The following is a 12,659-nucleotide window of genomic DNA, read 5'->3' on the forward strand; positions in this document are numbered from 1 at the left end:
GTGAGTCCCCGAGATTCAGTGTGGGAGCGGGCTTGCTCGCGAAGACGTCGGCACATTCAGCATCGTTGCGCTGACCCACCGTTTTCGCGAGCAAGCTCGCTCCCACAGGGATTTTTGTTTTGGCATTAGATTGGGCGTTGGAAGGCATAGTCCCGTTCGACTTTGCACACCCTCGTATGGCAATGGGTATACCAGGTGGATCGGCCTTGCTCACGAATCGCGCTGTGTTCGGGATGCTGCTTCCAAGCCAGGATCGCTGCTTCATCGCTCCAATAGGACACGGTGATTCCCACACCATCGTCGCCACGGGCCGATTCGACGCCTAAAAATCCGCGCTGCTCCCGGGCAAGGGCGAGCATGCGCTCGGCGGCTTCGGCGTAGCCCTGGTCCCCCTCGGTACGCTGGGAGGTGAAAATCACTGCGTAATAATGGTCGCTCATGACACTTGCCTCGCGCAGGCTTCGACAAACCCGCGGACCAGCGGTGGCACGCGGCCTTCCAGTGCGGCACGTTCAGGCTGGAACAGCGTGGCGACAAAGAACGGATGGTCCTGCAGTTCCACCGCTCGTAAGTCGCCGGCCGAATCCCGGGCGACCGCGTGCAGGCGCTGGCTCAGCAAGTCTTTTTCAAAATCCGGATTGACCCCGAAGCGGCAATGGTAGCCCTCGAACGCTGTCTGTCGGCCATAGGCATTGGCGATCAGCGAGCCCGCCTCGAACTGAAGGCTGTCGATGGTTTCCACCAAGGCACAGCTCAGCGGCGTCAGCAGCGCCCGTTCAGCCTCTGGAGAGGTTTCACCATGGACGGCGTCGGCCCACCCCATCACGTTGCGGGCATATTCCAGCACGGCGTGCTGAAAACCACCGCAGGTGCCCAGGAAAGGGCGACGCTGTTCGCGGGCAAAACGAATGGCTTGCAAGGCGCCGGCTTCGTTTTGGTAGGGGCTGCCGGGCACGCACCAGACACCGTCGAAATCCTCCAGCACGGCGTTGTCGGTAATGAGCGACGTTGCCAGCCATTGCAAGCGAATGGCGTGGCCGGTGTGTGTGCCCGCCAGCTCAAGTGCGAGGGGGATCGCCCGGTGGGCGGTGATGTGTGGATCGTGGTCGCCGACCAGGGCGATGTTTAACGGATGTTGTTTTTCCATGGGAGGCTCGCCGCTTGTTGATTCCTGGTGGCCACTATAGATTGGCGTTCACGCAATCAATATTGGCGTTTACCCAAGTGATCAATGCAGCGACGCACTATCGTCTGGACTATCCCGATCTGTCCCTGATCCTGGCGCTGGTCCGTGGCGGCTCGTTGGCCCGGGCCGCTCGGCTGCTGCAAGTGGACGTGTCGACAGTGTTTCGTTCGGTACGTCGGCTGGAGGCAGCCCTGGGCCAGCCCTTGTTCGAGAAAAGCCGTTCCGGGTACTTGCCCACGAGCCTGGCCCAGGCATTGGCCGAACAAGCCGAGCGCGCCGAGCAGGCGTTGGAGGCGGCGCGGGTGGGTGTGGAGCAGGGCGGCGAGGTCATCAGCGGGACGGTGCGCCTGACGTGCAGTGATTCAGTCCTGCAAGCGTTGTTGCTGCCGGCGCTGGCGCGTTTCATGCCCGCTTATCCGGCGTTGAGCCTTGAGTTGAGCACCTCGAACGACTTCGCCAACCTGAGTCGCCGCGATGCCGACATTGCGCTGCGACTGACCCGTACGCCGCCGGAACACCTGGTCGGTCGCAACTTCGGCAACGTGACGTTCCGGGTATGTGCCGGCGCCACATACCTGCGCTCGGTGAATGCGGATGACCTGACCGCCATGACCTGGATCGCGCCGGACGATTTCCTCCCGGATCACCCCACCGTGGCCTGGCGCCGCCAGCATTTGCCCGGCGTAGTGCCTGCCTATCGCTGCAACAGCATGCTCTCGGTCACCGAACTGGTGCGGGCCGGTTTGGGCGTTGCGGCGCTGCCGGACTTTCTGATCGACGAAAACCAGGGCTTGATGCCCCTTGGCGAACCACTGGTGGGCTACGACACGGCGCTGTGGCTCCTGACCCGCCCGGACTGCCGAGCCTTGCGTTCGGTCGTGACCTTGTTTGATGAGCTGGGGCGCAATCTGCGTTGGGGTTGACCCTCAGGCCTGGTAACGACTCAGGAACATGTCGAGGGCCGATTCGATCACTTGGGTCTGCTCCTCCTGGGGCAGGCTCGGTTGGCCCATCGAAACCTGTGGCCAGAAGGCGAATGTCTTGAGCAGCCCATGCATTTGCTGGGCGGCGAATGCCGGCTCCACGGGTTTCAACCGGCCATCGGCCTGGGCCTGGCGAATCCAGGCCGTCAGCCCTTCCTCACGCTGGCCCATGCGCGACACCATGTCCTGGGCTCGCTCCGGAGAATGAATCGTCGCAGCGATGGCGATGCGCGCCAGGTCGAGGAAATTCTCGTCCGCCAGCATATGCAGTTTGGCTTGCAGCAACGTTTGAAGCTGCTCTCGGAGCGGCTTTTGCGGGCTGTAGGCCATGTCCTGTTCTGCGGTAATGCTGTTCCATAACCGATTCAGAATTTCGGCAAACAGCGCTTCCTTGCTCGGGAAATGGTTATACACCGTGCGCTTCGATACGCCGGCAGTCGCCGCGATCTTGTCCATGCTGGTGATCTCGAAACCGCTGCTACGGAATTCAGCAATCGCTGCCTGGAGGATGGCTTCGCGTTTTCGCTCGGTAAGGCGCTGCGGCACGGTCATGGGCAATTCGTCGGTTGAGGTGAGAGAACTTACACTCGGCAGTTTACTTGCTCCCGGGATTCATGCAATCTGGAAACTACACCGAGTGGTGTAGATTTTCGTCAGGCGGCTAAGCGTGCATGCAACGGCCATCCAGCGTCCCACAACGGCGAAGCGCAATGGCGACGACGTCCTTGGAGTTATCGCACCATGACCATTCCCTCTCTTTCGACCGACAGCCCATCTGCCCATCATTTATCCCGGCACGAACAGGGCAAGTATCGCAATCACGCTCTTACTCCGCGGCAAGGGTTCGGTACGACCCTGCGCATCATCTGGAACATGACCTTCCACAAGCCGCGCGCTACCCGGCCTGCGGGCGCCATCGAGGTTCAACCGCTGACGCGCGCCGCGTTGCTGGCCGCGCCGAATCACAGCGTCTTCCGTCTCGGCCACTCCACCGTGCTGCTCAAGCTGCGGGATAAATTCTGGCTGACAGACCCGGTGTTCTCCGAACGTGCCTCACCCGTGCAATGGGTCGGCCCCAAGCGTTTCCATCAGCCGCCCATCAGCCTGGAAGAGTTGCCGCCGATTGAAGCGGTGATCCTTTCCCACGATCATTACGACCACCTCGATCATCAGGCGATTCTCAAGCTGGCGGCCAAGACCCGCTATTTCCTGGCGCCCCTGGGTGTAGGCGACACCTTGATCAAATGGGGCGTCGACGCCAGCAAGGTGCGTCAGTTGGACTGGTGGCAAGGCACCGAGGTGGACGGTATCGAGTTCATTGCCACGCCCTCCCAGCATTTTTCCGGGCGCGGCCTGTTCGACAGCAACAGCACCTTGTGGGCCTCGTGGGTGATGATCGACGGCGCCACACGTATTTTCTTCAGTGGCGATACCGGCTATTTCGAGGGTTTCAAACGCATCGGCGAACAATACGGCCCCTTCGACCTGACGCTGATGGAAACCGGCGCCTATAACGTTGATTGGCCCCATGTCCACATGCAGCCGGAGCAGACGCTGCAGGCTCACATCGACCTGAAGGGCCGCTGGCTACTGCCGATCCACAACGGCACGTTCGACCTGGCGATGCATGCCTGGTATGAACCCTTCGATCGCATCCTGGCCCTGGCCTGGGAGCGCAACGTTTGCATCACCACGCCGCAAATGGGCGAAGCATTCACCCTGGCGCAACCGCAACGTGGCCGCGCCTGGTGGCTGGACGTGGAGCCCTCGGCGTATCAGGACCAGGCCGGTGTTGCCTAGCACCTGCGGTCAGTGTTATTCGATCATCGCGTAATCGGACCGCCCCATCGGGTCCGGGGTTGCGCCCTTGATGTTCATGCCGCGCCCCGGTGCGAAGCCGGGGAAGAACACCAGCCCCTCGGCCTCCAGGCGAAACGCCAGGGCCAGGCGAGTCACATCGAGCAACTCGCCACCGGCCTCGAAGCGGCGGATGGCTTGGACCGATACGCCGGATTGTCGAGACAGCTCCTCGACACTCCAGCCCAGCATGGCTCGGGCCTGTGCACTGTGAGCAGGGGTGAATTGATAGACAGCAATACGTTCCAGGGTGGTTTTGATTGCGAGAGAGGCCATGGGGTGCTCCAAAGCGATGGGATTCAAAAAATACTGTGTTTTTGTACAGTTGTTTTGAGTCCGGATCAATCCCATTTTTTTGATCAATGACCGGCGGTCTTCTCCAGCCAGGCGCTCGGTGCGTGGCCCAGTACCCGACGGAACATGGTGGAAAACGCAGCGGGGCTGTCGTAGCCCTGATCCAGGGCGATGCGCGTCACCGAATCCCCTTCGGCCAGATGGGCCAACGCCGCCATGACACACGCCTGCTGCCGCCACTGGCTGAAACTTAGCGTGGTCTGCCGGCTGAACAGGCGATTGAACGAGCGCAAGCTGATATGCAATTGCGCCGCCCATTGCACGGGCGAGGCATGGGCGTCTGGGCGTTTCAGAAATGCCTGGCACAGGCCGAGCAGGCGCGGGTCTTGGGGCAGTGGAAGGTGCAGTGGTAGATGGGCGCTGCGCTGCAGTTCGTGCAGCAGCAGATCGATCAGCACGCCATCGCGCCCAGCCTCGTCGTAGTCCGGCACAAGCTCCACGGCTTCCATCAGCAACTGGCGCATCAGGGGCGACACGCTGATGACCTGGCACCGCGTGTCCATGGCCGTTATCGCGGCCGGTTCGATGTACAGGCTGCGGGTGCTCACGCCCAGCATCAGCACTTCATGATCGACCCCCGCCGGAATCCACACCGCCCGTTGCGGCGGCACTACCCAATTGCCCTCCGTCGTGCTGACCTGCATCACCCCGGTGGCGCCATAGAGCAACTGCGCGCGGCGATGGCGATGCATCGGCAGCACTTGTCCATGAGCGTAATCGGTGCCGATCGCAACGACGGCCCTGGGTGTCGCATCCAATAAATCGATCGAACTGTTGCGCATCGATGGGCCACTCGGGATTGGCGTAAACGCGAACATTATTGGCCTGTTTGCTACAGCGGGCCAAGCGTCTCTTACCTATCGTGGGCGCCTCCCATTTCACGGATTCGTCTCGATGTTCTATGTATTGCTTGCCTGTTTCGGCTGCCTGAGTGGCGTGACGGCCGTGTTGTTCGGTTTCGGCGGCGGCTTCGTCGTGGTGCCCTTGCTGTACCGCATGCTCACCGCCAGCCACGGTGCCGACGATCCTATCGGTCAATCGGCGATGCACATTGCCGTGGCCACCTCGACCTGCGTGATGATCGTCAACGCGCTGATCGCCACCGTGAAGCATCACCGTGCCGGCAACCTCATTCGTCACTACGTGTGGCCGTTGGGCGGCTTTATCGGCCTGGGCGCTATCGTCGGCGCCGTTGCCGCGATGTGGGCGAGCAGCGAAGTGATTCGCTATGCCTTCATTGTTTATCTGGGTGTGACCATTCTGGACTGCTTGTTCAGACGCGGTTTCCTGACTCAGTCTGAGGCTGTAATCCCACGGCGATTGGGTAGGGCAGAGGTCTCTGCAGGCGGGGTCAGCATCGGTGTCATTGCTACTTTTCTGGGTGTGGGCGGCAGTGTCATGACTGTCCCGTTGTTGCGCCGTTGCGGGCTGAGCATGTCCCGCGCGACGTCCATGGCTAACCCGCTGAGTTTGCCGGTTGCAGTGGCCGGGACGCTGACTTACATGGCCATGGCCGGGTTTACCGAGTTTGATTTGGGGCCGTGGTTTGTCGGTTACGTCGACTTGATGGCCTTCGCTGTGCTCACACTTGGCGCGCTCCTGGGTATCCGTCTGGCAACGCCTTGGATCGGACGGATACCAGACCGGTTGCATGCGCGGGTGTATGTGGGGTTGTTGATAGGGGTGATGATTGGGATGTGCCTGGGATAGGGGGCGTTATTGGCCCGCTAATCCCGGTGCCTCCCGAATAATGAAGTGATCCAGGTTCTCGATATTGGCACTGAACACCCCGAACGTTTCTTCGGGGTTCTTCTTGCTCGGCACCTGCTTCAACTGCGGCGTGACGCCATAAAAGAAGCAATGCAACGGCGCGTCACTGTCGATGGCGTGCTTGATCTCTTCCAGGAACGCCTTGCGCTTGCGGTAGTTATCGATCAGTTTCTTGCTCAGGTAAACGTTGACCGAGTAAGGCTTCTTCTTCGCCTCGTCCGGCTGCTTAAACCAGACCTTCGCTTCGAAGTCGATGCGAAAGCTCAACGTGTAATCCTTGATTTCCTTGATCTTGCCCCAGTAAATCAAGCCCTTGTTGTCCTGTAAGTACTCGATCTTCTTGAAGAACGAGCCATAGGGCGCCGTGTGCTCGCCAATCTTCAGCGGCATGCGCTTGAGCAGATCCTTGTTATCGAAGTTCGAGACGAAACATTCCACCGGATGGGCGAAGACGCTGGTCTTGTCCGGTGTCGAGTCCTGGGCGGAATGAGCGTTATCACCGTGGGACGATACGGAGGGGGGCGTAGGGCGAGTCGCTTCAATATCCTTCGGCAGATCGGACGGTTTACGCACGTACTGACGCCGAGTCAGCAACAGCTCCGACGGAAAATGCTCCTCGCGGTCGTCATCCGTTTCCGCCTCGCCACTCTCTACACCCAACCCCGGCGTTTTCGGACTGACATAAGGACAACCCTCGATATGCTGGGTCGTTGGCTGGTTCTTGAAGTGTGGCGTGCGGATGTAATTGACGTTCTTGGCGTTGAACGTCGTCAGCCGATTGTCCTCGTCAAACGCCGCCCGACAGGCATCGTTGGGGCACTGAAAGCGCTCCTTGGCCGAATCGAAGGCCATGGTCTCATCGAAATTCAGATCCCGAACGTCATAGATCGAAAGCTTGGCATCGAGGCTGAGGCAGTAGGCGGTGTCGAATTTCATCGGGGCTCGGGTCCGTGAGAGGAAGTGTATTAATACCGAAGGACGCGGCGGGCTGCACCCCTTGTTTCAATCCACCACAAGCCCTGTGGGAGCGAGCTTGCTCGCGATTCCAAAACCCAACGCGGCCATCAAACCTGCCACCCACCTGCGCCCTGACACCAACCTGTGGCGAGGGGATTTATCCCCGCTGGGCTGCGAAGCAGCCCCGGTTTTACGGCCCCAACTTGTATGAATCGGTATCATAATGCCGGTTATAGCCCGACCTTTCAGATAACCGGCAATATACTGCCGGAAACAGTGAATAAGAAACTTCGATGAAAGCGAACACCGGTGAACGACGCAGGGAAATCATTGACGACATCGTCATGCAACATGTGACAGGGAACGAAACCCTGGGAACCGCTATCCGCCGGCTACGGCTTGAGGTGACCGGCCTGGATCAAGAAACCTTTGCCGCCATGTGCAACATGTCGACCAAGGCCCTGTACCAGATCGAGAAGGACAAGGGTAACCCGACCATTAACACCCTCGAAGCCATTCTGAGAAAGTTCGGGCTGCGACTAGGGCTGACGAAGGTTGCCATAAACCTTTACGCACCACCTCCAGAGCAGAGAAAAACGGACTCTAAAATGCCCGTTCGCGGCGCCAATCCTAAACGCAAGTCCGTAGGACAGCTCAGTAGAGTTGCTACTCTGCCAAGCACTGCAAAGGCCATGGACGATGACAAGGGGGGACCGTATGAGTGAACAGCTACACGTAACCTTGCAAGAAGCAAAGGCTCAGCTCTTTCAACTGGGCGCGCGTGCATGGCAGGGCGACAGAGTAGTGATCACCAAGACCGGCAAGCCTTATCTGGATCTGCTGCCCCATATCGATACGCCGCAGACACGCAAGCCTGGGCGGTTGAAGGGGAGGATTCGGATGCCGGCGGATTTTGACCGCGCACCCGAGGACATCATCGAGGGTTTTGAGGGCTGGTTCTGAGTGCAGACGAATTTTCTTGAACTGAGACTTCAGCAGATACCTCAGCCATGCAGACCTCATCAAACTCTCGCATGGCGGCCTTGTCGATAGCACCGATTTTCAGCAGCGCTTCGGCCGAGCTGTGAATCGATTCGAAGGCCTCACTTCTTATTTTTTTCGTCATTACATATCCCCATGTGTTCTTTTTCGTCCAACAAAACTGGATGTTTTTCACTCAACGATCAGTCGACCAACCTTCTGATACAGCGACAAAGTGAAGGCCTCTCTGTCACTGGCAAGATGACAACGTCGATGACAATTCGGGCACAGCGCAACCGCGTTAGTAACGCTATCCGATCCTTTCTGAGCCAGATGCTTCACATGATGCACTTCAAGCAACGGCAACCCGTCCACCTGGAACGGTGCGTTCTGACCGCAACCTTCGCAAACACCTTTAGCCAACTCCGCAACCCACGCCCGGACTTTAGGATCTCGAACGTAAGACGTCGTGGTCGTACTGACTTGCTGCGGATTCAGGTTCCCTGATGGCTCGATCTTGAGGCCTCTCTTTTGCAGCTTGGTGGCCCGGCTGATCAACGTCATGTGGTCAGAGGTTGGAGCAGACTCTCCCGTCCCAGGTGTCACTTTATTAACAAGCACCTTGCGAATTCGCTGAGCCACACCTGCACCAATGTTCTTGGCAGGCATGTAGCCGCTGATTCGCTGCAACCCCATCTGTTCCAACACCGCCGAGATATTCTGCATGCGGTATTCAACAATCGCCGAGGGTTTAAACCTTCGGACGATACTGACAGGCCATTACGGCTGTCTATGAAAATTCCTACAGAAGAGGCAGAGCTTTCGCTCGGGCGTCCTACGACACTGAATGCCCAGAAACGTGAAATACCTCAAGCAACCTACGCCACCAAGGCTTAGCCGCCACCGACCGACCCCGAGTCCGGTTGAGCAACAGATACGGCATGTCCCGAAGTCGAATCCAGCCGTCATTTTGCCAATGCAACAGGCTTAAGGAGATCTCCGGCCAATCTAAAACACTCAGCATGGGACGCTCGGTATCGCTTGATACCTGTGCGTCCCGCAAGGCTGGTACGACCTGATGCGTCAGCCATTCACGCAGCAAGCGATTCCCTGGGGAGTAGTGATAAACCAACAGGGCATACACACCAGACTCGCTAAGCATCGGCCGCTTTTCAGGCTGGCCGTGGTAACGAATCAGCAGAATGTGTCGCTGGTCCTCATCCAGTTTGCTGACCATGCGTTCGTTCAGATGTACGCCCATTAACCGTCCGAGGTCGCGGGCGCAAAACCAAGGTTGGTTTTCCAGAAGCAGGGCGTGAAGGTGGAGGTTGTGACGGGTGAAAACCGCCGGAATGTAAGCATCAGGCATGATGGGTCTCCGAGGTATACGGAGAGCGGGGTGAAATTTTTGTGGGCATCACCACCTCTACGTTCAAAGGTTAGCGGCGCGAGCCCGACGTAGAGGATGTAAGAGAAATCCCAACTAGCTACTTTCTCCACACAGAGTTGCAAATGTCCTTAGACAGTACGCGGTTCTATGTTTGGCGATTAGCTACTACGTTGGGCGTTTCTTAGGCACCTGCGACTAAGATAGGTAACGCGACGATACGGCGTCAATGCGGAAAGATTCTGAGTTTTTCGTAGGGTAAAGGTAGTGTGCCGGTCTCAGAGTTAAACGCAGTTTTGGTCCTGTAGAAATACAAAAACCCCGTTTTCACGGGGTTTTTAGTTACGCGTGGAGCCTAGGATTTTTCTTCGTAGGTTTTCAGTGCATAGTGAAACGAACCATTGTCCCAGACCGTCTGCCGCGTGACTCGGTTCATAGGGCTTGAACTAATTTTTCTAAAATTTTGGAAAACTAAGGTGTGTATTCATCTTGTGTTGGACAGGGCGCCAGCTCAACACTCACATTCTTGCGGCAGCGATTGCTCCAGGCAGGACGGCGCTGACGAAGGGTACAATTCAGGAGGATCCACTCGAAGCGGAATCTAGCGGTGGAGATGGATCAATGGCTGATGCTCCCTTGTCAGCAAGCAGCCATTTACAGCGCTTGCGCGGGCGGCCTCGTTGGCTCGACGAATGCTGACTTCGTCCAGCAGTGGCTGGGCCTAGCTGATGTCACTGGCTTGACCGCCAGAGAGGAGAAAGCGCAACGGTGTCCCGTTGGCGCCGCAGAGTATATCGATTTTGGTTGTCAGGCTGCCGCGACTGCGGCCTAGAGCGTGATCGGCAGGCTCGTCAGGCCCCCTTTTTTTCCGCGCGCCAGATGAGGCTCGGCTAGCGCGAACAGCGGTAGAGTCGATCTTCGTACTCCGTTTGCTAACGCGCTCGAGGGCAGGGGGCCTACCTGGCAGCACAAACTGTTGAATGGATATAATCGATACATCATGGAGGAGGGATGTTTGCAAGTGAGGCCTGAGAAAGAAATTCAGAGGTGGCTTGAAGCTTTGGCCGGTAAGGGGAGCCTTATTGGGAGTGGCAGCCCTTATGAAGCGATTAGATATGATGAAACCCAGTTAAGCCAAGAGATCAAAGGAACTGTAGAGCACTCCGTTGAGCAAAAGGTCGGCCGTGATCGTCCACGGGCCGTCCATGAAGCGTGTCGTGTATTGAGCAGTCTCATTGAGCCAAGATTTTATAGTGCTGATGAAAACATTGGCACGCTGTCAGATATCCTAAGGCCAGATATAATCCTAGAAGATGAAATCAGTGGCGCATTTGTAATTATTGAAGTAAAACGCAGTCGTAAGGCTGCGCGTGAGTATGCTACAGAATTGCTAGCTTATGCTAAGGCCTTGTCTAGTAAACATCATGGGGCGCAAGTTTTTTTCGTAGTCATATCTACGTCCTGGTCTACACTTGAAAGGCATGCGTTCGCTAAGCTAGTCGACTGGGGCGTTCCTTGCGTAGCATTGGAGTATCGGGAGGAATGCGCCGCCGAAAACTATCAAACTCTCTGGGTTCGCTCGGAGTTACTTGTCGAAGACGATGTGATAAGTTTTCCTCCTGAGGCGTTGCGAGTCGAAACTAAGGTGTTTTGGCTTCCTGATACATGGTTTAGCACAAATGTGGTTAATGTAATAACTCATTCTGTATCTGGGCTTTTAAGAGAAGCGGAAAAAACTCGTGCGTCTGGCTTTGTGATTACGTGGTGGCACCCAACCGAAAAGCCTGATCAATCGCAGACCAGACTGTATGTATCTATTGCGGTGCGAAACTCTATCCGTAAGCAGGAGATTCCAGCGTTCGAAAGTGAAGACGAGGCTTTTGAATTTGCTTTATTCAATAGCGTGAGTGAGTTGTATGATGATACTGCAACGCGACTGTTTTTAGAGCTTGAGATCTTGAAAGAGTTACAGTGCTACTCATCTGAGTGTGAGGGGCTGTGGAGGGATTTAAAAAAGAGGCTTCACAAAGAGGGCGCGAATATCTTTAGTTTTGACGCTTTTGGAGGGATTGGGGATTACATTAGCGATTGGCGACAGCGGACTAGGTTCGCGTTATCCTCAGTGGTACCAGATCTTATGTACCTCGCTACTTGGCATCCTTTGACTTGGCTGACTCCTTTAGAGTCCATGACCAAAGTCGAAATCGAGGGTGATAACGAGTCAGCCGTGAACGCCTTCCGTTTAGGCACTGAACTAGGTGCTTTGATGGATAAGTCTAAAAAACAGGCAAAGATGACCGCTCGAGATTTTAGTTGGGGGAGCGCCCAGGCGAATTTTACCCAAGTATGGAGCGATAAATTTGCTCAGGAAACTGATGCGCCAAATTTATTTGCAGAGATGGGTTTTAATCAACTGAGGGTTAGTTTTAAGGCAATGGAGGCAGCATTTCAATACGCCTGTGGTCAAATGGCTTTAAGTGGCACCGAATCAGAATGTTGCTTTGTTTTCGGGCTTAGAATTTCTGCTGGAACTGGTCGCATTGATTTCTTAGAAAGGCGGAGCTCTGAATTAGCAATGGCGGGTGTGTATGTCCCAGAAGAGGTTATAAATGTGGCAAGGCGATACATTACGTCAACCTGAGCCTGTCGTTATGAAACGGAGCTATCATCCGTTTCAGCATAGATAGGGACAGTTAACTTTTTCAAAAACTCTGGTGAAGCGTTTTGGCTAAGAGAGGGTTCGAGGATTGGTATCCTGACTTTTTGGCTTGGTTATCCCTAGGCTCTGTACGAAATTCCGAGAAACCCTATCGCCGCCCCTCGAACGCTGAATTTTTGTAGAGTCCCTCGCCATCGACGGAAAGGAATTCTGTGATGGCAAAGCGTTACGCACTCTCGGACGAGGCCTGGGGTGTGGTCTCCGATCTAAACTCATGGGCGAGGGCGGCCCCGCCTAATGCTCAATGGCGTGCTCTGGATACCTGGCTTAACAGACTGTTTGATCGGCCCAAGTACCGACAGCGCAACATCATCGAGCGCATGTTTGGCTGTCAGAAAGAGAACCGCCGGATCGTGACACGCTTCGACAAGCTCACGAAAAGCTATGCAGCTATTGTCAAGCTGTTTGTTCCATGCGGTGTTTGCGACATCTATTTTCGTACAGGATCAAGCTCGAGTAAATTCG

At 56.4% G+C, this 12,659-nt stretch carries 14 protein-coding genes and 2 pseudogenes; 7 read left to right on the top strand and 9 right to left on the bottom strand.

Features of this window, described 5'->3' with window-relative positions; all coding sequences use genetic code 11:
* Positions 1–125 precede the first annotated feature (125 nt).
* A complete protein-coding gene (locus AC3A5O_RS06265) occupies positions 126–440 on the bottom strand; it encodes an antibiotic biosynthesis monooxygenase family protein (RefSeq protein WP_122569306.1) in 315 nt (104 codons plus the stop codon).
* Entirely contained in the window at positions 437–1,147 is a 711-nt protein-coding gene (locus AC3A5O_RS06270; protein WP_487752954.1) for a CTP synthase C-terminal region-related (seleno)protein, read from the bottom strand. Before AC3A5O_RS06270 ends, AC3A5O_RS06265 begins: the two co-directional genes overlap by 4 nt.
* A 14-nt stretch (positions 1,148–1,161) precedes the next feature.
* Between AC3A5O_RS06270 and AC3A5O_RS06275 the strand changes: the two genes are divergently transcribed.
* Positions 1,162–2,109 (top strand): LysR family transcriptional regulator, encoded by a 948-nt coding sequence (locus AC3A5O_RS06275; RefSeq protein ID WP_487752955.1) that lies wholly within the window; start codon positions 1,162–1,164, stop codon positions 2,107–2,109.
* Between the two features lie 3 nt (positions 2,110–2,112).
* Here the strand turns inward: AC3A5O_RS06275 and AC3A5O_RS06280 are convergent, their stop codons facing one another.
* Entirely contained in the window at positions 2,113–2,721 is a 609-nt protein-coding gene (locus AC3A5O_RS06280; protein ID WP_122569303.1) for a TetR/AcrR family transcriptional regulator, read from the bottom strand.
* A 189-nt stretch (positions 2,722–2,910) separates the two neighbouring features.
* Here AC3A5O_RS06280 and AC3A5O_RS06285 point away from each other — a divergent pair, with 189 nt between their 5' ends.
* Entirely contained in the window at positions 2,911–3,969 is a 1,059-nt protein-coding gene (locus AC3A5O_RS06285; RefSeq protein ID WP_487752956.1) for an MBL fold metallo-hydrolase, read from the top strand.
* A 15-nt stretch (positions 3,970–3,984) separates the two neighbouring features.
* On the opposite strand, the gene AC3A5O_RS06290 is transcribed toward AC3A5O_RS06285, so the two are convergent.
* Complete coding sequence (locus AC3A5O_RS06290; RefSeq protein ID WP_003204826.1) at positions 3,985–4,302, bottom strand: helix-turn-helix domain-containing protein; 318 nt, start codon at positions 4,300–4,302, stop codon at positions 3,985–3,987.
* An 83-nt stretch (positions 4,303–4,385) separates the two neighbouring features.
* Complete coding sequence (locus AC3A5O_RS06295) at positions 4,386–5,162, bottom strand: AraC family transcriptional regulator (RefSeq protein ID WP_305468173.1); 777 nt, start codon at positions 5,160–5,162, stop codon at positions 4,386–4,388.
* Positions 5,163–5,274: 112 nt separating this feature from the next.
* Between AC3A5O_RS06295 and AC3A5O_RS06300 the strand changes: the two genes are divergently transcribed.
* Entirely contained in the window at positions 5,275–6,090 is an 816-nt protein-coding gene (locus AC3A5O_RS06300) for a sulfite exporter TauE/SafE family protein (RefSeq protein WP_487752957.1), read from the top strand.
* Between the two features lie 6 nt (positions 6,091–6,096).
* On the opposite strand, the gene AC3A5O_RS06305 is transcribed toward AC3A5O_RS06300, so the two are convergent.
* Positions 6,097–7,086, bottom strand: a complete 990-nt coding sequence (locus tag AC3A5O_RS06305; RefSeq protein ID WP_305468171.1) for a hypothetical protein — start codon at positions 7,084–7,086, stop codon at positions 6,097–6,099.
* Positions 7,087–7,400: 314 nt separating this feature from the next.
* Between AC3A5O_RS06305 and AC3A5O_RS06310 the strand changes: the two genes are divergently transcribed.
* Together AC3A5O_RS06310 and AC3A5O_RS06315 are read left to right on the top strand one after the other, a co-directional pair.
* On the top strand, positions 7,401–7,832 hold the full coding sequence (locus AC3A5O_RS06310; RefSeq protein WP_487752958.1) for a helix-turn-helix domain-containing protein: 432 nt from the start codon (positions 7,401–7,403) through the stop codon (positions 7,830–7,832).
* Positions 7,825–8,070, top strand: coding sequence for a type II toxin-antitoxin system Phd/YefM family antitoxin (locus AC3A5O_RS06315; protein ID WP_487752959.1), 246 nt, complete (start codon positions 7,825–7,827; stop codon positions 8,068–8,070). The genes AC3A5O_RS06310 and AC3A5O_RS06315 overlap by 8 nt, the downstream gene beginning before the upstream one ends.
* Before the next feature lie 210 nt (positions 8,071–8,280).
* Here the strand turns inward: AC3A5O_RS06315 and AC3A5O_RS06320 are convergent, their stop codons facing one another.
* From AC3A5O_RS06320 to AC3A5O_RS06330, 3 genes and pseudogenes are all read right to left on the bottom strand, one after another.
* Positions 8,281–8,814: an HNH endonuclease gene (locus AC3A5O_RS06320; protein ID WP_487752960.1), complete on the bottom strand. Its 534-nt coding sequence runs from the start codon at positions 8,812–8,814 to the stop codon at positions 8,281–8,283.
* Positions 8,815–8,923: 109 nt separating this feature from the next.
* Positions 8,924–9,457: a BRO-N domain-containing protein gene (locus AC3A5O_RS06325; protein WP_305468164.1), complete on the bottom strand. Its 534-nt coding sequence runs from the start codon at positions 9,455–9,457 to the stop codon at positions 8,924–8,926.
* A 641-nt stretch (positions 9,458–10,098) separates the two neighbouring features.
* A pseudogene (locus AC3A5O_RS06330) lies at positions 10,099–10,391 on the bottom strand (IS5/IS1182 family transposase); the annotation flags it as partial.
* 99 nt (positions 10,392–10,490) lie between these two features.
* Between AC3A5O_RS06330 and AC3A5O_RS06335 the strand changes: the two are divergent.
* Both AC3A5O_RS06335 and AC3A5O_RS06340 read left to right on the top strand, forming a co-directional pair.
* On the top strand, positions 10,491–12,116 hold the full coding sequence (locus AC3A5O_RS06335) for a hypothetical protein (protein WP_487752961.1): 1,626 nt from the start codon (positions 10,491–10,493) through the stop codon (positions 12,114–12,116).
* Between the two features lie 344 nt (positions 12,117–12,460).
* Positions 12,461–12,654: pseudogene (locus AC3A5O_RS06340) on the top strand (IS5/IS1182 family transposase); the annotation flags it as partial.
* Between the last annotated feature and the right edge of the window lie 5 nt (positions 12,655–12,659).

The organism is Pseudomonas sp. Soil_N_39 (assembly GCF_057655955.1).

Coding starts and splice junctions, on each gene's coding strand:
- AC3A5O_RS06265 (WP_122569306.1), bottom strand. CDS start 440: ATGAGCGACCATTATTACGCAGTGATTTTCACCTCCCAGCGTACCGAG.
- AC3A5O_RS06270 (WP_487752954.1), bottom strand. CDS start 1,147: ATGGAAAAACAACATCCGTTAAACATCGCCCTGGTCGGCGACCACGAT.
- AC3A5O_RS06280 (WP_122569303.1), bottom strand. CDS start 2,721: ATGACCGTGCCGCAGCGCCTTACCGAGCGAAAACGCGAAGCCATCCTC.
- AC3A5O_RS06285 (WP_487752956.1), top strand. CDS start 2,911: ATGACCATTCCCTCTCTTTCGACCGACAGCCCATCTGCCCATCATTTA.
- AC3A5O_RS06290 (WP_003204826.1), bottom strand. CDS start 4,302: ATGGCCTCTCTCGCAATCAAAACCACCCTGGAACGTATTGCTGTCTAT.
- AC3A5O_RS06295 (WP_305468173.1), bottom strand. CDS start 5,162: ATGCGCAACAGTTCGATCGATTTATTGGATGCGACACCCAGGGCCGTC.
- AC3A5O_RS06300 (WP_487752957.1), top strand. CDS start 5,275: ATGTTCTATGTATTGCTTGCCTGTTTCGGCTGCCTGAGTGGCGTGACG.
- AC3A5O_RS06305 (WP_305468171.1), bottom strand. CDS start 7,086: ATGAAATTCGACACCGCCTACTGCCTCAGCCTCGATGCCAAGCTTTCG.
- AC3A5O_RS06310 (WP_487752958.1), top strand. CDS start 7,401: ATGAAAGCGAACACCGGTGAACGACGCAGGGAAATCATTGACGACATC.
- AC3A5O_RS06315 (WP_487752959.1), top strand. CDS start 7,825: ATGAGTGAACAGCTACACGTAACCTTGCAAGAAGCAAAGGCTCAGCTC.
- AC3A5O_RS06320 (WP_487752960.1), bottom strand. CDS start 8,814: ATGCAGAATATCTCGGCGGTGTTGGAACAGATGGGGTTGCAGCGAATC.
- AC3A5O_RS06325 (WP_305468164.1), bottom strand. CDS start 9,457: ATGCCTGATGCTTACATTCCGGCGGTTTTCACCCGTCACAACCTCCAC.